Source organism: Novipirellula sp. (assembly GCF_041583735.1).
In the GTDB taxonomy this organism is placed as follows: domain Bacteria; phylum Planctomycetota; class Planctomycetia; order Pirellulales; family Pirellulaceae; genus Novipirellula.
This window is the reverse complement of the sequence record NZ_JBFHFD010000010.1, coordinates 22,903-47,045: the sequence shown is the minus strand read 5'-3', so window position 1 is coordinate 47,045 and position 24,143 is coordinate 22,903. Positions and strand designations below refer to the sequence as shown.

Annotated in this window: 11 protein-coding genes and 1 tRNA gene; 8 read left to right on the top strand and 4 right to left on the bottom strand. The window is 53.4% G+C overall.

The window, feature by feature from the left end; all coding sequences use genetic code 11:
• The coding region (gene purE, locus ABX962_RS01925) for a 5-(carboxyamino)imidazole ribonucleotide mutase (RefSeq protein WP_372716102.1) at positions 1-362 on the bottom strand (362 nt) is incomplete at its 3' end.
• A gap of 235 nt (positions 363-597) precedes the next feature.
• Positions 598-2,952: an ATP-dependent helicase gene (locus ABX962_RS01920; RefSeq protein WP_372716100.1), complete on the bottom strand. Its 2,355-nt coding sequence runs from the start codon at positions 2,950-2,952 to the stop codon at positions 598-600.
• Between the two features lie 482 nt (positions 2,953-3,434).
• Here ABX962_RS01920 and ABX962_RS01915 point away from each other — a divergent pair, with 482 nt between their 5' ends.
• The 3 genes from ABX962_RS01915 to ABX962_RS01905 all read left to right on the top strand — a co-directional run bounded on the left by ABX962_RS01915 (position 3,435) and on the right by ABX962_RS01905 (position 5,166).
• Positions 3,435-3,806: a DUF2237 domain-containing protein gene (locus ABX962_RS01915; RefSeq protein WP_339946454.1), complete on the top strand. Its 372-nt coding sequence runs from the start codon at positions 3,435-3,437 to the stop codon at positions 3,804-3,806.
• A gap of 106 nt (positions 3,807-3,912) precedes the next feature.
• A tRNA-Arg gene (locus ABX962_RS01910) sits at positions 3,913-3,986 on the top strand.
• Positions 3,982-5,166 (top strand): tyrosine-type recombinase/integrase, encoded by a 1,185-nt coding sequence (locus tag ABX962_RS01905; protein ID WP_372716098.1) that lies wholly within the window; start codon positions 3,982-3,984, stop codon positions 5,164-5,166. The genes ABX962_RS01910 and ABX962_RS01905 overlap by 5 nt, the downstream gene beginning before the upstream one ends.
• Before the next feature lie 675 nt (positions 5,167-5,841).
• On the opposite strand, the gene ABX962_RS01900 is transcribed toward ABX962_RS01905, so the two are convergent.
• Entirely contained in the window at positions 5,842-7,497 is a 1,656-nt protein-coding gene (locus ABX962_RS01900; RefSeq protein WP_372716096.1) for a serine/threonine-protein kinase, read from the bottom strand.
• A gap of 59 nt (positions 7,498-7,556) precedes the next feature.
• Positions 7,557-8,171: an RNA polymerase sigma factor gene (locus tag ABX962_RS01895; protein WP_372716094.1), complete on the bottom strand. Its 615-nt coding sequence runs from the start codon at positions 8,169-8,171 to the stop codon at positions 7,557-7,559.
• A gap of 254 nt (positions 8,172-8,425) precedes the next feature.
• Here ABX962_RS01895 and ABX962_RS01890 point away from each other — a divergent pair, with 254 nt between their 5' ends.
• From ABX962_RS01890 to ABX962_RS01870, 5 genes are all read left to right on the top strand, one after another.
• Positions 8,426-21,325, top strand: a complete 12,900-nt coding sequence (locus ABX962_RS01890) for a GEVED domain-containing protein (RefSeq protein ID WP_372716092.1) — start codon at positions 8,426-8,428, stop codon at positions 21,323-21,325.
• Between the two features lie 9 nt (positions 21,326-21,334).
• On the top strand, positions 21,335-21,628 hold the full coding sequence (locus ABX962_RS01885) for a hypothetical protein (RefSeq protein WP_372716090.1): 294 nt from the start codon (positions 21,335-21,337) through the stop codon (positions 21,626-21,628).
• A gap of 478 nt (positions 21,629-22,106) precedes the next feature.
• Positions 22,107-22,724 carry a BREX-6 system BrxE protein gene (gene brxE / locus ABX962_RS01880; protein WP_372716088.1) on the top strand — a complete coding sequence of 206 codons (618 nt, stop codon included), beginning with the start codon at positions 22,107-22,109 and terminating at the stop codon, positions 22,722-22,724.
• A 38-nt stretch (positions 22,725-22,762) separates the two neighbouring features.
• The gene (locus tag ABX962_RS01875; protein WP_372716086.1) at positions 22,763-23,506 is read left to right on the top strand and encodes a hypothetical protein; all 744 of its coding nucleotides are present in this window, start codon (positions 22,763-22,765) and stop codon (positions 23,504-23,506) included.
• A gap of 38 nt (positions 23,507-23,544) precedes the next feature.
• Positions 23,545-24,141, top strand: a complete 597-nt coding sequence (locus tag ABX962_RS01870; protein ID WP_372716085.1) for a BREX protein BrxB domain-containing protein — start codon at positions 23,545-23,547, stop codon at positions 24,139-24,141.
• Positions 24,142-24,143: the final 2 nt, after the last annotated feature.

The window sequence follows — 24,143 nt, the reverse complement described above, 5'->3', positions numbered from 1 at the left end:
GTCGCAACCGGAATTCCGCCAGGCATCTGGACGATCGACAACAACGAATCGAGTCCCTGCAGGGCTCGGCTTTGCACGGGGACTCCGATCACCGGCAGATTGGTTTCCGACGCCACCATGCCTGGCAGATGAGCGGCACCCCCTGCTCCGGCGATAATGACTTTCAATCCACGGTGGCTCGCACCCGTCGCATAGTTCACCATTCGCGTGGGCGTGCGATGCGCCGATACTACCAAACGCTCATTGGGAATCTGCAACTCGTCCAAAATATCGGCAGCCGCTCGCATCGTGTCCCAATCATTGCGGCTGCCCATAATCACGCCGACCAAGGCGTCGGTAGGGCCAAATTCGTTTTCACTCATGACAAACTTCGCTTCTAAGGGGGGAAGGACATAAAATGCGGTGCGGTCTGCGGGATCGATTGCTCGCCAAATTTACAAAAATCAACGCGGTCCGCACACCACGTTGGTTTTGCCGGCAGATCACAGCTACTCGCTGAACAATCTCTCCCGTAGCGGAAGCCGTCAAGACTTTCGTCGTACTGGTGCGACCGACCCAAACCTGACGCACACGTTCGGCGACCTTTGGGAGGCCTGCTTAGTCGTTGATCACTTCCAATTTCGCGAACGCCAGCCGGAAGTTGTGTTCGCCATCATCGAACCGCACCGTCGCGGTTCGCTTTGGACCACGTCCCGTGATCGAGACCACCGTGCCTTCGCCATATTCGGTGTGCCGCACTTGTGTTCCTTCGCGGTAGGCCGTCACCGGGGTGACACCGCCGTTGAGCATTTCGGCCGCAGTCTTTAATCCTGAAACCGGTGCTGATTTGCGTTTCTTTGTCGCTGCCATTTCGGCCAATTCCGTCTCGGGCAATTGGCATGCTTCGTCGTAAGCGGTCGCAGCCGATTCATGCACCGTCGGCCCCGAGTCGTCGATGGACGACGCGTCCCCTTCGTCGGGTAAATCCCAAGACTCGGGATAGCCACCGTGAGCATCGGGATCGTCGTCAAACCAATCGCGATCCACGGTGCTTTCGACTTTCTTCAGTTCATCAAGAGGAAGTTCGTTCAAAAACGGACTTGGCACCGCAGGCCGTGTATCGCCTCGTACCGTTCGCCGCTTACAAACACTCAGCTGCAACCGCTGCATCGCTCGCGTGATACCCACGAATAACAAACGCCGCTCCTCTTCGAACCCTGCGTCGGTATCCATCGAACGCGAATGTGGCAATAAACCTTGTTCCACTCCGACGATATAGATGCAGGGGAATTCCAGTCCCTTGGCCGCGTGCAACGTCATCAACGTCACTCGGTCATCGGAATCTTCGAACGCGTCCGTGTCCGCGACCAATGCGACCTGTTCCAAAAATGCCTCGAGCGTCCCGTCTTCGGGATGTTGGCGATCGAATTCGACTGCGGCGGAAATGAATTCGTCGACGTTTCCGATCGCACTACTGTCTTGCTGATCGACGGATGATTTTTCCAGGAACGCTTCGTATTTGGTTTCGTCGACAAGGTAACGCAGCAAATCTTCGAGCGTCGCCGAGGCTTTCTTGCTCAATCGATCGTACAGTTCGACGAATCGTGTCACAAAGGTCGCCGAACGTTTTGCGATTCCTTCGATTTGATAGACGTCGCGTGCCGCTTGCAACATCGGCACCTGGTTCACATCCGCGTAGCGACGCAGTCGCTCGACCGTTTTGGCGCCGATGCCACGTGTTGGCACATTGACGACGCGTTGAAACGCCACGTCATGGTTGGGGTTGTTGATCAGATGCAGATACGCCAACAGATCTTTGATCTCTTTTCGCTGGTAGAACTCGACGCCGTTGATGATTTGGTAGGGCAGACCGCGGCTTCGCATCGAATGCTCCAGCGACCGCGTCAATGCGTTCATTCGGCATAGTACCGCAAAATCACGCGGCCGCATCCCTTCGACACGAATCGCGTTGGCGATTTCGTCCGCGATCCCGTCGGCTTCTTGGTACCCGTCTTCGTACATCCTCAAGACGACCGGATCGCCTTCGGGATTATGGGTGTACAGATCTTTCTGCTTACGCTTCTGGTTATGGCGAATCAGTTGGTCGGCGACACGCAGGATGTTGGGCGTGCTGCGGTAATTTTGCTCCAAGCGAACCGTTTTGACCGCCGGATAATCCTTTTCGAAGTCGAGGATGTTGTTCAAATCCGCGCCACGCCAGCCGTAGATTGATTGATCCGGATCGCCGGTGACCGCGAGATTCGCATTGTTGATCGACAACCCTCGGACGATCGCATACTGGGCCAAGTTCGTGTCTTGGTACTCATCCACCAAGATGTAGCGGAAACGTGAATCCAGGTCTTGGCGTAGTTCGGGATTGTTTCGCAGCATGATTGCGACGTGGAACAACAAGTCATCGAAGTCGACTGCGTTGGCGGTCAACAATTGCTGCTGGTAAACCGGATAGACTTTTGCGGCGACCGCGTCGCCCGTGCGACTTGATGCGGATAACATCATCTCGGGCGTGACCAAGCGGTTTTTGGCACTGCTGATGATCGAAGTGATTTGTTCGGGCGACGTATGGCTGGTGGAAACGTTGGCGGCCGCGATCGCGCGTTTCATCGCCTGTTTTGAATCCGAGGTGTCATAGATCGAATAATTTTCGGACAACCCCACCAGCGGCGCGTAGCGGCGAAGCAATTGGGCACAAAAACGGTGGAACGTTCCCATCCAAACCGGTTTGCCCGGCGCCAGCTGGCCGACGCGAGTCCGCATCTCGTCCGCCGCTTTGTTGGTAAACGTGACTGCCGCAATTTGCGAAGGCGAGACCCCTTGCGAGATCATGTAGGCGATCCGGTGGGTGACCACGCGAGTCTTTCCCGAACCGGGACCGGCCAAAATCAGCAGCGGTCCATCGATGTGGGTGACCGCTTGGGTTTGCGACTCGGTCAGTCCTTTGAGGATGGCGTCCATGTCAGAAATCTCGCGGTAGAAAAGCGGGGACCGAAGCGGCGGGGAAAAAACAGAGAAGAGAAACGGTGGCACGTTTCCTTTGACGCCTCATGATACCGACTACGGCAAATAAGCGTTAGTGACCCCACGTTCTTACCCCCGAAGCGGGGATCTCGCACCTCGTTTTGACTGGGCTGCAACGTACCCGGCGGATGCCGCCGGAAAGTTAGGAAAGCGTACGCGGCGGATGCCACCCGGAAAGCCGGGAACGAAGGCGTCTCGATTTGTGGGCGACTGATTTTAGAATGGGCGGTTTCCAGTGGGCGGCCGGTTTTTATTTTGAGGCAATTGCTTATTTTGAGGCAATTGCCAATTGCGACGTCCAGCATGGGGCAAGCCCCCGCCACGGAGATCTGGTAGGATAAAATGGTTAGAATGGACAGTCCGACTGCATTCGGTAGGGATGCAATTTGACGACGATACGCAAGGGAAAAAACGCATCAATGGCTGGAAAAAACGTTTTAGGCGGCGAACTCGCCAGCTGCAGCACCGATCCTTTGACCGGGTTCTACCGCGATGGATGTTGCAACACCGGAGCGTCCGATTCGGGCTTACACGTCATTTGCGCTAAAATGACGGCTGAATTTTTAGAATTCAGTCGATCGCGAGGCAACGACCTGAGCACCCCCAATCCAATGTTCCGTTTTCCCGGTTTACGTCCCGGCGATCGCTGGTGTTTGTGTGCCGCCAGATGGAAGGAGGCGTATGACGCAGGCAAAGCGCCGCCGGTGGTACTCGAAGCGAGTCACATTAGCGCGTTAGAGTTTGCCTCAATCGAAGAATTGCAGGAGCACGCGGTGCTCGAAGAAGAATGAGAAAAAATTGAGTTCAGATAGGGCTTGCGGCAGCGAACCTGATTGCTAGAATCCCTGTCATCTGAAGAGGACACACCCGCCGGGAAGTCCTTGATCGGAGCAGCGAGCACCCCTAGCTCAATTGGATAGAGCATCGGTCTACGGAACCGAAGGTTAGAGGTTCGAATCCTCTGGGGTGTACTGTAAAACGCGGGCTTTTTTGAAAGGTCGGGTGTACTTTTCAAAAGGAGATACACCCGTGGGTGTACAAGCTAGCGATTCTCAAGGTGTAGCTGGTGTAAAGAAGGGTTTAAAGCCCGTCAAGCCAGCAGGTTCACCGCTGTTTCCTCACGCATCCGGCAAGTGGGCGAAGAAGGTAAACGGCCAACTCAAATACTTCGGCCGTTGGGATGATCACGACGGCGCCATCGCTGAGTATCGAGCATTCTGCGGTGAAGAGGAAATCGTTGTTAAGGCGCTCAGCGTCGCTGATGGCGTTAACTTGTTTCTTGATCGCGAGCTTAAGCGACGCGCATCCAAAGAGATATCCGCCAATCATCTGCGGGATATCAAGTCTACCTGTAAGCGGATCCTTGAGGTGTTCGGTCGCGAACGGTCAATCGAGTCTCTGGGGCCGGACGACTTCGCCAGATACAAGCTCTCAAGGATCGGCACTTGCAATATCGTGTCGTTCGGTAATGAAACCGTCCGAGTGAAGGCTTGCTTTAGTTGGCTTCTCAAAATGAAGTACATAGAGGAGGTTGAATTCGGTCCCGACTTCCGCAAGCCGACGGATCTTCAAGTTCGCCGTCATCGTCGATCGGTCGGTAATAAGACAATTAGCAACTCCGACTGGAGATACATTGTCGACGAATGTGGCGTCCATCTGCGTGCGATGGTGCACTTGGCTGCCAACTGCGCTTACGGCCCAACGGATTGTGCACGGCTCGATCTGAAGCGTTTCGATGGGGAATGGTTAGAATATCCTCGGACTAAGACGGAAGTCGACAGGATGGCGTATCTGTGGCCTGAAACGATCGAAGCGGTCAAGGCAAGCATCCAACGGCGACCGGATCCCAAGAAGGGATTTGAGCATCTATTGTTCGTGCATCGCGACGGCGGCAGTTACGATCGATCGGACAACCCGATTAGCAAAGCGTTTCGGTCTGCGGCTGGCCGAGCTGGGCTCAAGCGAGAGTCGTTCTACTGGCTCCGTCACACGTTTGAAACGATTGCGGGTGACCTTGGCGATCAAGTCGCGGTGAATACCGTGATGGGCCACGTGGACACGTCTATGGCTGCGGTGTATCGGCACGAAGTCGATAGCCATCGCGTCATCAAGGTTTGTAACCACGTGAGGGACTGGATCTATGCCGGATAGCGAACTCAGGAAGGTTTAGATTCTAAACGCGTTCCTTTGACCCTTCATGCCTTTGTTCGCTGACTTTTTTTGCTCGTAACGTTCTCAGTTCTCGGCGTAAGTTGCGGTTGCAATCAGGCTCGCGACTGGGCCGTTGGCCAATTCGATCGAGCTCGACATACGATTCGCTGTTGTCGCGGTCGGATGAACTGGGGTGGTAGTCCCGATCATCAATCGGATGAAGATGAACGGTGAATCCCTGGATGGCACGCACTGCCAATAGTTCAGTGAGCTTAGATTCAATCGCCTCGCTGCGAGGGAGGACGGTGGAGCTTGGGATTTTCCATTGGCAAAGCGCTGGCGAATAGGCGAGGACTTTCAGTCGCTGCTGCAGCTCGTCGGGGTTTGGCGATGATGGCAGTCCTCTACCAACTAACGGCTTGGACACTTGCGAGGCAGATCCCACAACACTTAACAAAAGATCGATCTTCAACATTCGAGTCCACTACCAAGCCATACGAGATGAATCACTGCTGGACACTGTCCGCGACCGAAGTTGGGCGTCACCTCATCCGCAATTGGAACCTGGGATTCGCAACGTTGCCTAGCTATACCAAAATTGCAGCGGTTCCATGTCGCATTTGTTGTACTGCGGCGTAGAAACCACTGTAGATTCACGCTTGGAATTTCGCATTTTCAGTTTGGTTCAATATCGGCAGTCATCAGCTTCGTACGCCAATGATCAGCATAAATTCCAATGGTAAGATAGACCAGTTGTGCGACGCCAATCAGCATCACCAACGAGTGAAAACTCTTTTTGAAATAGGGATAGTGCCCATAGATAGGATCGAGCAACCCAATCACGTCGGCAATGATAAGTGCTGGCACAAAAATGGAACCAATTATTAGAATTATCGCTGCAGTTATCATTGCCCAAATGCGTCGTCCGAGTCCTAGAAAACCGAATATTGCGATCGGAGCGTTTACCGTGGCAAGGATGCCCAGTGCTTGTAGGGTCGGCGTCCACGGACTCTCAACAGGTGACGATGGCCCCCACAGTAACCCAATTGAGTACACTACCCATATTGACATGTAAATCATTGCGGCAAGGGTAAAGACACAGGCTTCCCGTGTCCGTCTTGGATCCCGACACCAAGTTGTAACGCGAGCAACTAAAGTAGGTGTACGAGCGGAAACGGGACGGCCGTCAACGAAAGCTTCCAGGTCCTCCGCTAAGGCTATTGCCGATATAAACCGGTCGGCGGGCGTTCGAGAAAGGCATTTGAGAATGATTTGGCGTAAATCGCGAGGAAAATTCGTTGCAACCATTCGTTCTATGACCCGCGATTCCATGCTGAAAATTGAAAGGATTTCGATGTAGGTTTTACCCAACAATAACGGTTTTCCCGTAAGCAATTCCAGCAACAAAACGCCGAGGGAGTAGATGTCGGTTCGGACAGTGACTGGTCCCAAGTCGGGTAACAACTGCTCAGGCGCCATATACAATGGGGTACCAACAATCTGGCTAGTGCGAGAATCATTGAGCGGTTCGTCCGCTACCTTAGCCAAACCGAAGTCGGTCAGACGAGGTTGATAGCCCGACAATGGAAGGGACTGTATTGCCGCTCCGGGCTCAGTTGGCCTGTCGGTCTTTGATTCCCCGCCGGCCCGCGATAGCAGAACGTTACTCGGTTTAATATCGCGATGTACGACACCCTGAGAATGCGCGTAAGCCACCGCGTTCGTGAGTTTGCTCACAAACGAAGCCGCCTCGACCGCCGTTGGTAATCTCGTTTGTAATCCCTGCCAAGTCGTTAAGTCTGGACCATTGCAATAAGAGGAAACAATATAGACCGTCTCGCCGTCCCATCCGGTTTCGTAGATTGGAATGATGCCAGGATGTTCAAGTAAACCAGCGGCCCTTGCCTCGTGCAACATCTGTTGGCGACGAGCTGTATCCCGACTAAGGTCTCTGCGCGGAAGTTTGATTGCAACCTCGCGACCTATTATTTCGTCACGTGCGAGATAGACAACTCCAAACCCACCGCTTCCAATTTCCCGGACAACGTCGAAACGTCCCACCTTTGTAGGAATTGCATGGCCATCGGCCGCCGCTACCGGAACAGAATCGGTCGTCGAGAAGTGTTTAGCAAGCCGTAACAATAAACCCGCAGCATCGCCGGTTTGTTCGTCGCTTTCCGATTCCAGAGCGATTGTTGAAATCATCCCTGCGACCGCCTCCAGCTCTTCGGGAGTAGCTCCCGGAGCCAGCAGTTGGAACGCTTCATCCAACTGCGAAATATCTTCACATTGGCTTATAGCATCTGGTTCTGGCTCGTCGGTTTCTTGCATTGGCTCATTTTAGGTAGATGAGTGTGCTCATGCCGAAGATGCAAGCGTCCCCATTTTGATCAAGACTGTCTTGTTGTGTTGCGTGGGTCAAAGCTTTGCAACTGAAGTTGGAGCATGGCTAGGATGCGTCCCCACCGTTTCCTAACAGTGTCCACATTAATATTCAGACGATTACTAATTTCCAAGAAAGTCAGCCGTTCCCGATATCGCAAAATCAATATCTTGCGGTCAACGGGCATAATCGTCTGGATCGCCTTGTGCAATTCGTGATCAAATTCATTTGACTGCGCGGCGCGACTGGGTGATGGGTCCTTGGCTTCCAGTAATTGAGACGGAAGAAAATTGAGCGACTCTTCCCGGTCAACCGTTCGCTTTTCAGCATCAACATATTTACGTCGTGCGTCTCGCAAGTTGTTGGTTAAGATCGCGCGCAGCCACTGGTTGAATTCACCGATAGTGTCCCCCGAAAATGTTGGTAGCGTTTGCGTCGCTTCCATCAGCGTGTCCTGAATAATATCCGACACGCCCACCTTGGACTGCCACTGGCGAGCAATCGAGTTCTGTGCAATCCACTCTAATTGAGGGAGCAGCCGTTCAATTAGCAGGAGATCAAACACTTGACCGCTATCGGCCGAACATTCGTTCAATTTGGCGTCGCAGGTCATGTTGGACATTTCATGTTTCTACAGGTTTTCGCCGATTGGATCCCGCCAAACGCCTCCCGATGCTTCGACATCTGCGCCTCCGGGAACTTTGTGGTGGTCCACTGGGGGGCAGTGCTGCCATTGTAGTGCGAATGGGCACATCCAGCAAATGCTATAGTTTTTTTTCCGGTTTGGCCGGAGGAATCCGCCTATAAGGGTAGCGGGAAGACCGTGGCGTTTGCCGGCTCGGTTCGAAGCGTCTCCTCTTTTTAGGCGAAGCCAACGTGTTCTCAAAATGGTCACCACGATTCTTTTTACAAGCCGGGACGCGTTCTCGCAAACTCGCTCGCCGCCAATTGTCAGCGGCCTTGCTTTCTACCCAGCGTCGTGTCGGTATCGAGCGACTGGAAGACCGGCATTTGCTGGCAATGGATTTCGGTGACGCGCCGGATTTGGGTAACGGCACCGGTCCGGGCAACTACCAGACTCGCCCGGAATGGGGTGGCCCAAGCCATATAGTCAGCTCGAGTTTGTTTCTAGGTTCGAACAACGTTGTCGATGATGGAATCCGTAGCGGGACACTCGATTTAGATTTTAACGTGACAAGCAGCCCTGCTGTGACCGTGTTTGTGACCAATATTACACATCAGCCAGCGGTTTTGTATGGGTGGGTCGATTTCAATGGCGATGGACATTTCGACAATTCGACGGAACGTGCCTCCAGGACAATCGAGAACGCGGTGAATGCTGCGGTCACCTTGGAATTTGATAAATTGCTTACCGGATATACTGGCGAAACCTACGCCAGGTTTCGAATTGGTCCGGGAACAGAAAATGATGAAACAAATTCTGCAAGTTTCGCTTTTGGCGCCGGTGACATCGGCGAAGTCGAAGACTATTTGGCCAATGTCTCTGTGCCCGTCCTATTGGGTTCTATTGGGTCGAGACGAGACGCAGGAATTCCGAAGTCTCTGGCAGACAACGATTTTGGTAGCTCGATCGCACCGATTGGCGACCTCGATAATAACGGCGTAATCGACTTAGCTGTTGGTGCCCCAGCGGATGATACCGGAGGGCTCGACCGAGGCGCGGTTCATGTGTTGTTGCGGAACGCAGATGGGTCGGTGAAAAGGGTTCAATACATTGCGTCAGGCATGTCTGGCCTGACGGAACTGAACGACGGCGATCATTTTGGGACCTCCGTTGCTACTATAGGCGACCTCGATGGCAACGGTGTGACAGATCTGGTCGTAGGTGCTCCGGGAGATGCTACAGGAGGATCCTCGCGGGGCGCAATCTACCTGCTTTATATGGACGTACAGGATGACGATTCCATCGTCGTGCAAAGCAGCGTGAAGATTGCTTCGGACATTAATGGATTCGGTGCACTTGCTGATGGTTCACAATTCGGAACCGCAGTTAGCGCTGCAGGCGACATTAACGGCGACAATGTGACAGACCTTGTCGTCGCGACAGGCGGTACTGGGCGTGCGATCCATGTTCTGCTCATGAACGTAGACAACACGGTGCAAAGCACACAACTGGTTAAGCCAGGTAGTGGAGTGATTCCTAATGCATCGTTTCACTGGGGTAGTACCGTCGTGAGCGTAGGAGACATCGATGGAGACCTCGTTCCGGACCTAGCAGTGGGCGACAAAAGCAACTCAAGTCGCGGCGCCGTAGACATACTTTTCATGGACCCGGATGGCACTGTTCGGACATCCACGCGAATTGATAACCCCAGTACAAGCAGCTTCACTTTCGGAGCTTCCTTGGCATCGATCGGAGATCTTGATGGCGATACGATACCAGACTTGCTAGTGGGGAGGGATGGCTTCGCGGGCGCGGTATTATTGAATTCCGACGGTAACGCAAAGCACATTTCTGGTGGCGCTGTGGGGGACGGTGTGGTTATCGCTGCAGCGTCTACTGGGGAGCGCAACGAAGACGGGTATACCGAGGTATTTCAGTTCCGAAATGGTCACCTTAGCAGCAGACTGCTCATCGAAGACATCGGCAATGATGACGGGCAAGAATTCGTTGACTTCCCTTTCAGCTGGGGGGATTCCAACCATTCTGTCGCTGCGTTAATGGATCGGGAAGATATTCGAAGTCCGAATCTGGCGATTGGTGATTCGGACAGTGATTTGGGCGGTGCCGATCGCGGCGCAGTACGCATGGTATTCAGAAGTAATGGTGTTGGTGTCACGGGAACACAAACCATTGCCTCTGGAATTGGCGGAATGGAACTGCTGGATGATTACGACCGCTTTGGAGCTGCGGTTGCTTCCGCAGGTGACCTGGACAACGACGGCGCTGAAGACTTGTTCGTAAGTGCACCAGGAGACAATGAGAATACGGGCGCAATCTACGCGCTTAATCTAAACCCTGACCGTTCGTTGAAGAGTTATATGCGACTCGATGTGGACTTCAGTCAGTTCTCAGGGAGAGAATTCGGAACCTCCATCGATGTCGTCGGGGACATGAATGGCGATCAGATTGACGATCTGGTCGTGTCATCGCGCACAGCCGACGGCTCGGCCCACTTGGTTCATCTGTTGCTACTCAACAGCGATCGTTCCGGCGGCACATTACAGCGGATTGATCCTGGACCGTTTGGAACGCCCCATGCCAGTTGGGGCACTTCGGTGGCAGGGATTGGGGATATCAATGGCGATCAGATCCCGGACCTTGCAGTCGGTGCCCCGGACGCAGGACCGGATGGTCGCGGTGTTGTCGACATCCTGTTCATGAATTCTTACACAACCGTTGATTCAGTTGCATCCATCGCTAACACTTCGGGATTTGGCTTTGGCGCGTCAGTGACATCACTAGGAGATCTGGACGGCGATGAAGTTCCCGAAATCGCTGTTGGTGGAGTAGACTTGGTGAGAGTCTTTTTCCTAGAAGCCAACGGAACCATTGAGCGGCAACATGAATACAATCCGGTAGAGCGGATCGCAGGAACTGTAGTTTCGTCGCTGACTCTGCTGAACGACTCGGATGACGAGGGAGTTGTTGAGTTGGCCGTAGCATCCGATAGGCTTCGGATCGATACGCTCGGACGTTACATAAGCATTCGTGGCGTAGGCGACATCTCACCAATTCGCTCGATTTCCGGTGAAGATTTTGCATACACAATGACGTCCCTCGGTGACCTGGACGGGAATGGAGTCGTCGATATTGCCATGGGCGCTCCTGGCACGAACGCGGTTTATGTATTGTTCATGGGACAAAGCGACGCGTCTTTCTTGACTCCATATATTGAGCGTGCCACTGAGATATCCAGTGAGATGACGATAAATTTTATTACAGGCGAAGTAGTTAGCAGTCGCAATCGAGGCGGACTCGACATTCAATTCAGCCCCGATGATGCATTTGCAGCATCGGTTGCAAACATCGGCGACCTCGACGGCGACGGAGTTACCGACTTGGCTGTCACGGGAGGTGGTTCGGCTTACGTGTTGTTGCTCAACGCCGACGGATCGGTGAAATCGACCATCGAGATTGAAGTTGGTGATAGCCTGATCGAATCCGTGACTGGATTGGGAGACATCGACGGTGACGGAGTAGTCGACCTTGCGTTGGGAGCACCGAGCCGTGATTTCCGAGCACCCGGCGAATCGCAATCGCTTGGTGGAGTGCATGTCCTGCTCATGAAACCCGATGGCAAAGTCAAGGACGATGGCGAGACGATAATCGACCGTCGGACTCTCGAAGTGCAACACTCGGACCAGCTGTGGGGGTTCGGAGCCGCTTTGGCTGCTGTGGGAGATGTCAATCAAGACGGTGTAACCGATCTCGCCGTATTGGAACACGGTCTACGAAGTGGTACCAATAATGGCATCCACTTGCTGTTGCTAAACCCCAATGGATCACTCAGTTCCGATCAAATAATTACTGGGCTTCAGATTAGTTATGTTGGATCGTTCGAGGATTCGATTCTGGTTCCACGTGGTGACATTGATGCAGATGGCGTTCCGGATTTAACGGTATACACTAAATCCTTGAATCGAACGATTTTGTTTAACACAGATGGGACCGTCAAACAGGAGATTGTAGAGGACGATGATCGCGAGTTTTCTGCAACTGCCATCGGCGATCTCAACGATGATGGTGCCGGTGATATTCTAATCGGTCGCGTGGGAAACTTCGGGGTAAGGGAGCTAGTAATCGAATACCCTCGTCCCCAGTTCTCTTTAGTTGGTGATCGGGGCGACGCACCCGACTCGGATCCGGGAACAGGGCCGTGGAACTACAACACGTTGCTGACGGACGACGGTCCGCTGCACGGGGTAGTTCCTGGACTCTATCTCGGTGCGTCAGTAAGCATTGATGAATCGGACAATCTTTCGACGGCTGCAGACTCAGATGATGATGACGGTGTGGTCGATCCAGCACGTGATCTGCATATCACCGGTATGCCAACTATTGAATTAATGGTTACCAATGAGTTTGGCCTGGACGCAAAACTGTACGGATGGATTGACGTCAACGTCGACGGTGTTTTTGACGACAGTGAACGGGTTGTCGAGGAGGATATACCGTCAGGAATTAATCAGTCGGTGACGCTTGTCTTCCCTGAATTGCCTCTCGGTATAGCAGGCACAACCTATGCGCGTTTTCGGTTGAGCAGTGACGAGGCCGCTGCATCTCCAACAGGTGTCGCCCGTAATGGAGAGGTCGAGGATTACCGGGTAACCTTCGACACTTCGGCAGTCATTGACCTACCTGACTTCGGCGATGCTCCTATCGCCAATGACGGCTCCATATCGTCGGAAAACACCACCCGATTGTCCCTCGACCTGCCAGGGTACAACCTTGGCTTCTTTCACAGCATTGGGGACGTCGACGGAGATGGTATTAACGATCTGGCGAGTTCGGCTGTTGGCCTAGCTTTCAACGACCTGCCGGGAGTAGCGGTTCACCTGATGAACGCTGACGGAACGGTAAAACAGGTGGAGTTCACGCCAATCGATACCAACTTTCGAGATTATCGATTCGGCGATTCGTTCACCGGACCTGGCGATTTGAACGGTGACGGTGTCCCTGACGTTGTCGTTGGCGATAAAGGCAAGAGAGGCTCGACACTGGGTCGCTTGCATGTCATTTTTTTGAACCGAGAAGGGAGGTCCATTGGTTCAACCATCATTGGCGGTGACACGGGAAATGGTCCGCCGATATCTGACAATGATGGATTCGGTCGATCCGTGGCCGGAATTGGTGACCTTAATAATGATGGTAGAGATGATCTTGTCGTTGGCGCTGAGGAAATTGGTGGCGGCAGCATCTATGTACTTTTCATGGGCGATGAAGGTGTTGTTGATAGCTGGACCAGAATCGGCGACCGAATTGGGGCCAACACAAACGAGTTTAAGGGCGGTCTCGGTAGTTCGGTCGTAAATCTCGGTGACCTGGATGACGACGACGTGACAGACCTTCTGGTTGGCGCGCCCTACTACACCGAAACATCGGACAATTTGTATTCCGGCGCTGCTTACGTTGTCTTCATGAACGCGGACGGAACACGTAAATCGTCGGCACGGATATCGCAAAGCACCGGTATTCCGCTGGCCAAAGACGACCGGTTCGGTTCTTCGGTGGCGGCCATCGGCGACGTCGATGACGATGGAAATTTTTACATCGCAGTGGGCGCGCAGCGGGACGATACGGGCGCGTCAAATAAGGGGGCAGTGTACGTCCTTCTTTTGAACTCCGAGGGGTCAGTCAAGGATGTCTCTAAGATTGCTGCACGCACGGGCGGGGGGCCGAATGATGCCAATACTGGATCGTTTGGATTATCGATCGGTGTGATCGATGATGTGAATGACAACGACCTGCCCGAACTAATTGTGAGAGCATCAACGACCCAATACTTGCTTCACCTGACTCGCAATCTACCCGGTTCGCGGGCTCCCACACACAAACTTGATGCCAATCTGTTTCTCGGATCAATCGTTGACGCTGAACCGAAAAGAAACACGGACGTGACGGCAACCGGCGATGACACTGTGGGTTTTCGTAACGATGAAGATGGATTGGTGGATCCAACACAACTTTCACAGCTGATTCCCGGCGAACCAGTCGTCGTCGATATGCGGGTTACCAATACGATCGAAGGCCAGGACGACGCGGCGGGGCCAGATGCCATACTGCATGGCTGGATCGACTTTGATGGAGACCATGTATTCGACCCGGAGGAAGAATACGGGTTTGCCCGTGTAACCAACGGGAAAATTGGAGAATTGGTTTCGATCACGTTCCCAGCTCCGGTAAATGTAGTCGAGGGCACAACTTATGCGCGTTTTCGACTGAGCAGCGACGCGGCTGCAGCAGAGCCCACTGGTCCAGCGGCTGATGGTGAAATCGAAGACTACAGCACGACGATCCAAATTGTGAATTCCGACTACGGAGATGCGCCGGACTCAGGGGGATCACCGAGTACTGGAAGCTACAACACGCTTTCCACCAATAATGGGCCATCACATATTGTTGACCCGCTAATCTACCTAGGCTCTGGCGTCAACCGTGAACTTGAAGCTCGGCCGAATGCCTCGGCCAGTTCCGACATGGATGACGGCCTGATCAGTCCCTCGAGCGATCTGAAGCTGATCCCGGGACAGCAACCATCGGTTCGTGTAAAGGTGACAAACAACACCGCGAATGATGCTCGGCTGTATGGTTGGATCGATTATAATTCCGATGGTGTTTTTGCAAACGACCCCGAGACAGAGCAATCAACCAGGCTGCTTCTGAATGGATCTGTTGTCAAAGAACAACTGGTAATCCCGGCTTTCTTCGCAGGCAATGTGGAACTCCAGTTCGCCGCGGTTCCCGCGTACGCTGCTGGGCATACGTTCGCCCGCTTCCGATTGAGCACCGATGGTACAAACACCGGTCCAACGGGGCCTGCGACGGATGGCGAAGTGGAAGACTATCGCGTCACCATACTCGCCAACGATTACGGAGATGCCCCCGCAAGCTTCAACCTGACCTCGGAACAAAACATCGAGCCTCCGTCGCATCGAGTCGTTGAAGGATTGACGATCGGAGCGACTGTCGATCGCGAACTCAGCGGATTTCCGACTCCAGATGCCAACAGCGATGATCGGTTTGGAGAAGCAGACGAGGACGGTTTGGTCAACCCACTAAGAGACCTTACGCTTGTACCGGGGCTCATTCCGTCTGTCGAATTAAACGTTACTAACAACACAGAAGAAGGAGGCAAACCCTACCTGTACGGGTGGATCGATGTGGATCAAAGTGGCTCATTCGATTCATCGGAGATGACGTGGGAAGAGGTCGGGCCCGGAACAACGTCGGTCATCTTGAACTTCCCGAAGAAAGTCCCAAAAATTGCAGACGGAAAGACATACGCTCGATTTCGATTGACGACGGATCCGGTAATCGGACCGACAGGAATGGGCGGCGTGGGTGAAGTTGAAGACTACGTTGCAACGGTGGTTCGCTACGACTTCGGGGATGCGCCGGACAAGGGCTTCTTCCAAGTCTTCGGCAGCTACTCCACAGAGCGGGACCATCTGGGACCCTACCACCTTATCGACCAAAACCTCACGCTTGGAGCGTTAATCGACGTCGAAGAGGATGCGACGCCGATCGACGGTGCAGTTGGTGATGACAGCGTTGGATTGGACGATGAAGACGGTTTGATAAATCCACAAAGGGACCTGCGGCTAACGCGCGGGATCGCGCCGCGTGTCGAGGTGCAGGTCAGGAACGATACCGGGAAGGTCGCTTGGTTGTACGGCTGGATCGATATAAACGCGAACGGAGTCTTTGAGGACTGGGAGCGAAAATCCCAGAAAATCGAAATCAACCACGACTTCGCTACGACGTTGCCGCTGGAGTTCGATCCGGTCACAACGACCTATGTCGGTGAGACCTATGCGCGTTTTCGTATAAGTACTGATCAGGAGGCGGCAAGAAACCCAACCGGTGGTGCTCCCGACGGCGAAGTGGAAGACTACCTCGTCACTATTGTCAATCTGGACTATGGAGATGCACCTGACATAGATTCAGGCACAGATCCGGGCAACTACAACACTCGTGATGTCGACCTGGGGCCGACGCACAACATCGTCGATGGCCTGCACATTGGCAGCGACGTCGATAACGAACTCGACAGCCTGCAGTACTATTTCGGGTACGGTTCACCCTCCGACGGCACTCCACGACTGTCTGCCAACGGCGACGACCAAAGTGGTTCGGCACCTGACGATGAGGACGGTCTGGTCGATCCCGTAAACGAGCTAAAGTTGACCGTCGGCAAATTCCCCAAGGTTCACGTCAATGTCACAAGCAATGTCGCTAGTGATTCGGGCAATCCAGCTTGGCTATACGGCTGGATCGACTACAACAGAAATGGCCACTTCGACAATGCGACCGAATTCGCTGCCGTTGAGGTTCCTTTCGGCGAATCTACGGTAGAACTTGACTTCGGCAAAGTGCCCAACAATGTTGGCACCACCTACGCGCGTTTCAGACTCACAACCGACGGTGAACCAAGACCAACCGGCTATTACTCGGATGGAGAAGTGGAAGACTATGTCGCTACGATCTCTCTTCCAGCTGACGGGTCGACAGGCCCAACAGAGGAGCCGGTCCTGCGAGCGAGCACAGAATATTTGGCTGGTAGTCAATACAGCAGCGGAGCGCAATACGGAGCGTCGCTGGCATTCGAGCGACAGGTCGGTAATGCAACCTACTTGTGGATTGGAGCGCCGGGAGATAACAACCCCGATTCAGATGGGTATTACGGATCGATTCGTCGCACAAAGTTTGATGGTCCGACGACAACCGCAACTGATCGATTGTTCGCCGACGCTGTCTTGAAAGACTCAGCGTTTGGCAGTTCGATCGCGATCCTTGGCGTCACCAACGATGGCCCCGCGACAGCTTTGCTGGTCGGGGTAAGCGACGGTGGTTATGAGTTTACAGAGTCCTCCCATATTATCGCAACGCATATTGGCCGGGCGAAGTACTTCGACATGAATCCGAACGGATCCTTGAAAGGATTTATTTACGGCTACACAGGAATTACCGAGGGCGAACACGTTGGTGCTGCTGTCGCCTATCTGGGGACAACCGGTTCCGACATAATCTTCGCCACGGGGAGCCCTAAAGCAAACGCGTTGAAAGGGGAGTTGTCGGTTTGGAGGGTAAGCAAACTCACAGGCAATATCACTTGGGTGAAGAATATTGGCAGTGGCACGTCAGGCATGCGGTCTTTGCCGGCCAAGGCTGAGTTTGGTTCGTCAATTGCTTTGGTTGGAAAGACAGGTTCCAAATACACGCTGGCCGTCGGCGCGCCCGGAGGAGACGGAGCGGTCTACCTGATAGATTTCGATACCCAATCGCAGAATGTCACGTCGTCGAAGAAGATCACAGCTCCCAAGAAAAACACTCGCTTTGGAGGATCGGTTACGGCCGTTGGGGATCTGAACGACGACGGTGTCACTGACCTGGCCGTGGGTTCGCCTAAGTACAACAAGATGGGCGCATTGCACTTGTTGATGATGAATCAGGACGGAACATACAAGCCGAGTCCAGCCAGGATCGGTTCCAACGCGGTAGACTCAATATCGCTCTCCCCGAACGACCAATTCGGCGCATCCTTGGCGTTTGTCGGAATTGACAACCTCGGTTTCGCGAAGCTGGCCGTTGGTGCCCCAGGAACAAACGGCAAAGGGGCTATCTATCTGTTGTCGCTTGAAACAGAGATCACTCCCAACACTCTGAAAAATGCCGTCGAGTCTGTTCCTGGTGATAAGTCAACGTTGCAGACAAAGGCCAACGCGCAGGATTTCGACGAATGGGTGGAGGCAATTGCGGCGCTACCCGAGTTCCCTCGTCCAAACGAAGTCTTCACAGTAACATTGAACGTCGAGTCGGGCGTTCCTTACAAGGGCGTGACGTTCGACGTTCCTCCAGGCTATAAATTGGTAATCAACGGCACCGGAGGTCAGATTATCTTTCGAGGAGCTTCGCCAGCATTAACTGTTGCATCGGGCGACGTGTTGATTACAGGCGGCGTCACTTTTACCAACGATACTGATGCGCCAACGATTTTGGTCGTTGGTGGCAGTTTGACCATTCGCGATGCGATTGTTCAAGAAACAAATACGGCAAGTCGTCCGGCGATTCAAGTAATCGGCGGAACCCTGGATCTTGGCACGAGCGAATCCCCCGGCGGCAACACGCTCATCATCCATGGCGCTGGCAATCTAATTGACAACGCTGGGCCGAATCCGTTGTCATCGATTGGTAACACGTTCCAGATCGACGGAGTCGCCATTGTTTCGGAATTTGATATCGAAGCTGAAATTACCGACTATTTGGACGGACACGATGCGGGATTGGTCACCTACGTGACTGACACGGTTTTTGACAGCCTCGATGCCGGCACCCGCGACCTTGACCTGCTGTCGCTGGTTGCCGATTTAAAACTGGCCAATGCGACATTTGTAATCGCCGACGCGGTCAACGGTGAAGCTGCAATCCTCAGCGACGACCATACAGTCCGCTTCGTCGCCTCTGAACTTGGCGCTGCCAGCTTTAGATATTCCGTGCGAGTCGACGATGATGAAGTTGCATCCCGCAACGTTAATTTTGATATCACCAATCTGCCTCCCAGTATTGCCATTGAGGCAGCCGATATTGCCGTGAACGAAGGCGAAACACTCGCTAATACTGGGACGTTTTCCGATTCAACAACTGACACCGTCACTCTATCGGCCTCGATCGGTACCCTCACAACAATCGGCGATAGCAGCGGAACGTGGTATTGGTCGCTAGGTACTAGTGACTCGACCAATGAAATCCAATGGGTGACGATTACGGCCAGCGATGGCGTCGCCAGCGCCTCTACTAAATTCACATTCACTGTGAATAACGTTGCCGTTTCCTTTGACGCTGGCAGCAATGCGTATTTGGTCCCCGTTGATGAAGGTTACTTCGAACGTACCGGTATTTCCTTCACGGATCCTGGGGCGGATGAATGGTCGGGCACCGTAAACTTTGGCGATGGCACGGCAGAGCAACCATTGATTATTGATTCGGCCAGCAAGACGTTTGACCTGAACCATGTTTACACCAGTGAGGGCGAGTTTACCGTCACCGTGCGGTTGAAAGATGATGATTCCGACTTCGTTAGTGATACGTTTGAAGTGTCCGTTATTTTGAACCAACCGCCTGTCGCGAATAATGATTTGCTGGTCATCAATGAGGACGACTCACTCGTCGATATCACGGGCATTTTGGGGGACGCTGACTTCGGCTTGCTGGGCAACGATGCTGATCCAGACGGAGACAGCGTTACGATTGTTGCCATTGATGATTCGTCGATTACGAAAGGCATTTTGCATCTCAATGCGGGCGTTGTCACGTTCGATCCAAATAATGAATTCGATCCGCTGGGCACCGGTGAAACCGAGTCTCAGTCGTTTTCTTACACGATCGCGGATCCGAGTGGCGAAACCAGCTTGGCCACCGCGACCATCGAAATCAGTGGCATGAATGACTGGCCAACCATCATCGTTGACAAAGCAACGGTCAGTGTCCAGGAGGGTCGAATTGCCGAAAACCAAGGTTTATTTAGTGACCTGGATGCAAGTGATATCGTGTCACTCCATGCGTCGATCGGTGCGGTCATCGACAATGAAGATGGAAGTTGGTCCTGGAGCTGGAACACGCAAGATGGTCCGATTGATAGTGCTCAGGTAATCATCACGGCATCGGATGGTCGGACAGAGTCAACGGATTCATTCGAGCTTGTGGTTGAGAATCATAGCCCTGAGTTCACGTCTTTATCCACGGATTCTCCCAGCCTCCGGTCGCCTTCACCGGATCGAACTGTTGAACTCTCGGGTAGATATGGGGACTCGGGATTACTGGACACACACGCGGTAATGGTGGACTGGGGCGACGGAACGCAATCGGAGAGCATTATCGTCGATCAGCTCGAAAATTCATTCGGTGCAAGCCATACGTATGCGTCGGGCGGGTTCTTTCCCATCACTGTCACCCTTGCGGACGATGATGGCGCTACAGTGGTTGCTACCACAACAGCTGCGGTCCAGGGAGTTGGACTGGTTGACGGCAAGCTTTGGGTGATTGGCACCGACGGTCGCGACGATGTCAAAATTGATCGCGCGTGGCGCTACGATGGTTCAGGCTGGTGGTGGTATCCCTCGAACTGGTTCAAAGTAATCGAGGTCGATGCGAGATTGGGTCAGCAACATGTTAGAAGCGAATTCGCAAAATCTGATGTGGATTCCATTGAAATCGTAACGCTCGGTCACCGCGATCGGATTGATGTCAAACGCCATGTTGACCGGCCAGTGATGATAGATGCCGGACCGGGTGATGATCGGATTAATGTCGACAGCGGAACTGCCACCGTATTCGCAGGGCCGGGGCGCGATCGAGTCACAACGGCGTCGGGGGATGACTTCGTCGATGGCGGCGAAGGCAACGACGCCATCTGGACGGATAGTGGCAACGACACGATTGTCGATATGGATGGTGACAACGAGATCCGAAGCGGTTCGGGTGATGACAGCATCACAACAGGTGAAGGGGATGATAGGATATGGAGCGGTAACGGTAACGATGTCATCCTTGTCTCCGGCGGGAACAATTGGGTCGATTTGGGAGATGGTGAAGACGTCGCGTGGCTCGGTGCAGGCAACGATCACGTTTCGGCGGGCCGCGGAAACGACCTCGTGTTCGGCGGCGAAGGCGACGATCACATCGACGGAGATCGCGGCGACGATATCCTCGTTGGAGGAGGCGGAAACGATCGAATTAATGGAGATCGCGGACTGGATCTTATCATTGGTTGCCTCGGCGCCGATCGACTCGATGGCGGGCGAGACGACGATTTGCTGATCGCGGGTTGGACGATTTACGATGACGATCGAGATGCACTTGACCGTGTCCTAAGCGAATGGGCAGGCAATGGAGACTATGTGGCAAAAGTAGGGAATCTTCGGTCCGGCATAGGCAATCTCCCATATGGTCAAGCACTTCATGCTGGCGTCACTGTTTTCGAGGACGAACATCAGGATAGATTGGAAGGAAGCCAAGATCGGGACTGGTACTTCTCATCCTTAGAGGACAACATCAAGCGTAAGCGACACAACGAATTCGTCGACGTTATCTAGGTTGCCAGCATGATGCAGAAGCAATACCGAATTGCGACTACCAATGCGGCAGTCGGCACCATTTATATTGAAGGCCGGGTCGACCATCGGCTACCGACTGAACATGATGCGAATTCGCCGGTGCTATTGATTGACGCAATGGATGTGAAACAATTAGTAGCAGTAACGCTGGTGGCCGTTGCTCAAAGCGAAGTATCCCGACTGGAATTCTCTCGGAGCGATGGCTGCAAATCGCGGACAGTTGTGATAGTTGATGAGCCAAAATCACAAACACGCGTATCTGAGAAAACTTGCCTCAACTGAACGAAGAGCGGGTTCGGCTTTAACCATCCCGGCGGTGCCAAGATGGGCTCTGCATCAATTGTCTCGTACATAGCGTCATGCAACTGTTGCGAAAGCCAGCTGGGGTTGGGTCTCAAATTGTTTGTTTGGGAATCGCCATTTGAAGTCGGCGAACCGTATTTCGTCCTTTTTGTATTCGACCGCGATCACTGCCTTGCCCCCCTTTAAGCTTGGCTCGCATCCTCGCATTGACCGTATTCTTCGACGACCAAATCGTCGTTCTCTAGTTTGCTGATGCGAGATGCATTGTCGTGCATGCGATCGGCTGGATAATGCTGGATGAATTAAAGCCGCAATCGCATCGATTCGCCCCCCTTACAACGAACTGCTTAATTGCTCGCTGCAGAGTGGTTTGCAGCCTCCCCTGATTGCATCGCGTAAGGCCAAAGCGTATGCTGCTGTCAGTTTGAGGTTAACATATTTTCAGAGGAAATCAGCGATGAGCGACGCGAATGCGGCGACAGCATCTGTAATTGCGTCCGCACCGCTTGCGTCTGAGATTGACGCCCTACTGTCGACGCAGTTGATTGTCGCTTGGGCGGGTGAATCAGGTTCGAATGATGACCCCTCGACGAAGCGTATGGGATGGTGGCGAACGGACCTGATCGGAGAAAGCGCCCAGTACGAATTGGAAGAGTTGCTTCCCAACACTTGGCGGTGGGTCATGTTCCAATCGGTGCGTGAAGCAGCTCGTTTGCATGACGCGGCCGTTCGTTCGAAGGATCACGATCCTGACCGTCTGGTGACTCTCTTCTCACAGGGGTTTGTGATCGACGAGAAGGTTGAAGACAGGCTTCGCCAACTAAAGCTCGCTGGTACTGATCCAGCCGAGGCTTTCCCTGTGCTGGGTACGATGGTTTCCGATGGTTGGTCCGTCGACGCATTTCAACATTGGGCTAGTTCGTTCGGCAAGGAATCGTTTACTGAGGTTCCGGCTGGTCGTCGGTTGAAGGGGAAGCCGCCAGAGAAGCTTGCTGAGCTGACGTCTCGCTTGGTGGCTGGCCTTTCGCCTGAATCTGGCACGTATCCGATGCCTCACTTCAGGAGGAATACGTAGCGATGCCGTGCAAGGAGGAAACACAGCCCCACACCCGAATGATGAAATGTACGCTCGAAATTGAGCCATCACGCTCCTATTGGCAACTTTGTGGATCGGTTGACGGTAGCGTTACAAATGAAAAGGCATTTGAAGAGTCAGTCTTTGGATCGAAGACCTACTTGCGTGTTCAGCGTTTGTTGGCCGACATGCGTCACCGCTATGACGCCTACCCATTTGCTTTGGCGGTGCTGGGTAAGTGCAGCCCGATAGAACTCAGTGACCGTGCACTAATCTGTCATTGGCACACTCAGCTCGCGGATCCGATCTATCGCAAATTCACCGGCGAGTACTTAGTCGAGCGATACTACGGCCCCGCCGGAAACGTTGATAACGATATGGTTAGTCGCTGGATCGAATTGACTGTTCCTGATCGTTGGCAGATTCCGACACGAAACAAGATCGCCAGCAAAATGCTGACGTCCGCACTAACCGCAGGCATTATTGGATCGAACCGCAATCCACGCCCGATTCATTTCCCGCGCGTCAGCGACTTTGCAGTCACCTACTTGATGTATCTGCTGCGTGAAATCGAATACAAGGGCACAGCGATTTCCAATCCGTACCTAACATCCGTTGGGCTGGACCAAGAAGAAGCCATCCGGCGATTCCGGGCGATCCGAGAACTCGGGTTCTCACGACAAGGCGACTTGATCCACTTCGACTGGAAGCACAACTCGATGATGGAATGGGCGCGTAGTGAGGGGATTTTGTCTGAATCCGCCCTGAGGTCCGCGACATGAGTATGCCCTTATTCCAGCACTCATTGCTTTCCGATGTGATGGCTGATCTGAAGAGTGACCTGATCCAAAAAGACGGCCCTCGTATCAGCACTATGCGTAATTATCGGTTTGCCATCGTCTGCTACGATCCCGCGGACGAATTCCAACTGCGACGGGAAGTCGTCAGGCTCAACGACGAACTGCGAGAGCACGGCTGGTACGTCCTCAGCATCAACCTGCAAAAGTTGCTCTTGGACCGAATCGCCGCCCAGGGTGAGGAATGGTCGGAAGCCATGATACGGATGGAGACGGCCCTTCAAAAAGTCGACCCGGAACGAGGCCTGCAATACCTCGAAGATCAAGTCGGCCCACTCATCGAAGGTCCTGAGGGTATCGCTGCGGATTGCAGTCGCATCATCTATGAATTCATCCAAGAGAACCCCGACAAAAAAGATCATACCGTCGCCATGATCGGACGCGCCGGTTCTCTTTACCCGTTCTACCGATCGTCGGCTCTATTAAAACACCTCGACGGACAAACGCAAAATATCCCAGTTGTTTTGCTCTACCCCGGCGTACGAAATGGGCCGACTGGTCTTTCGTTCATGGGCGTACTCAACGCTGACAGCGACTATCGACCTCGCATTTACTCCTAGCC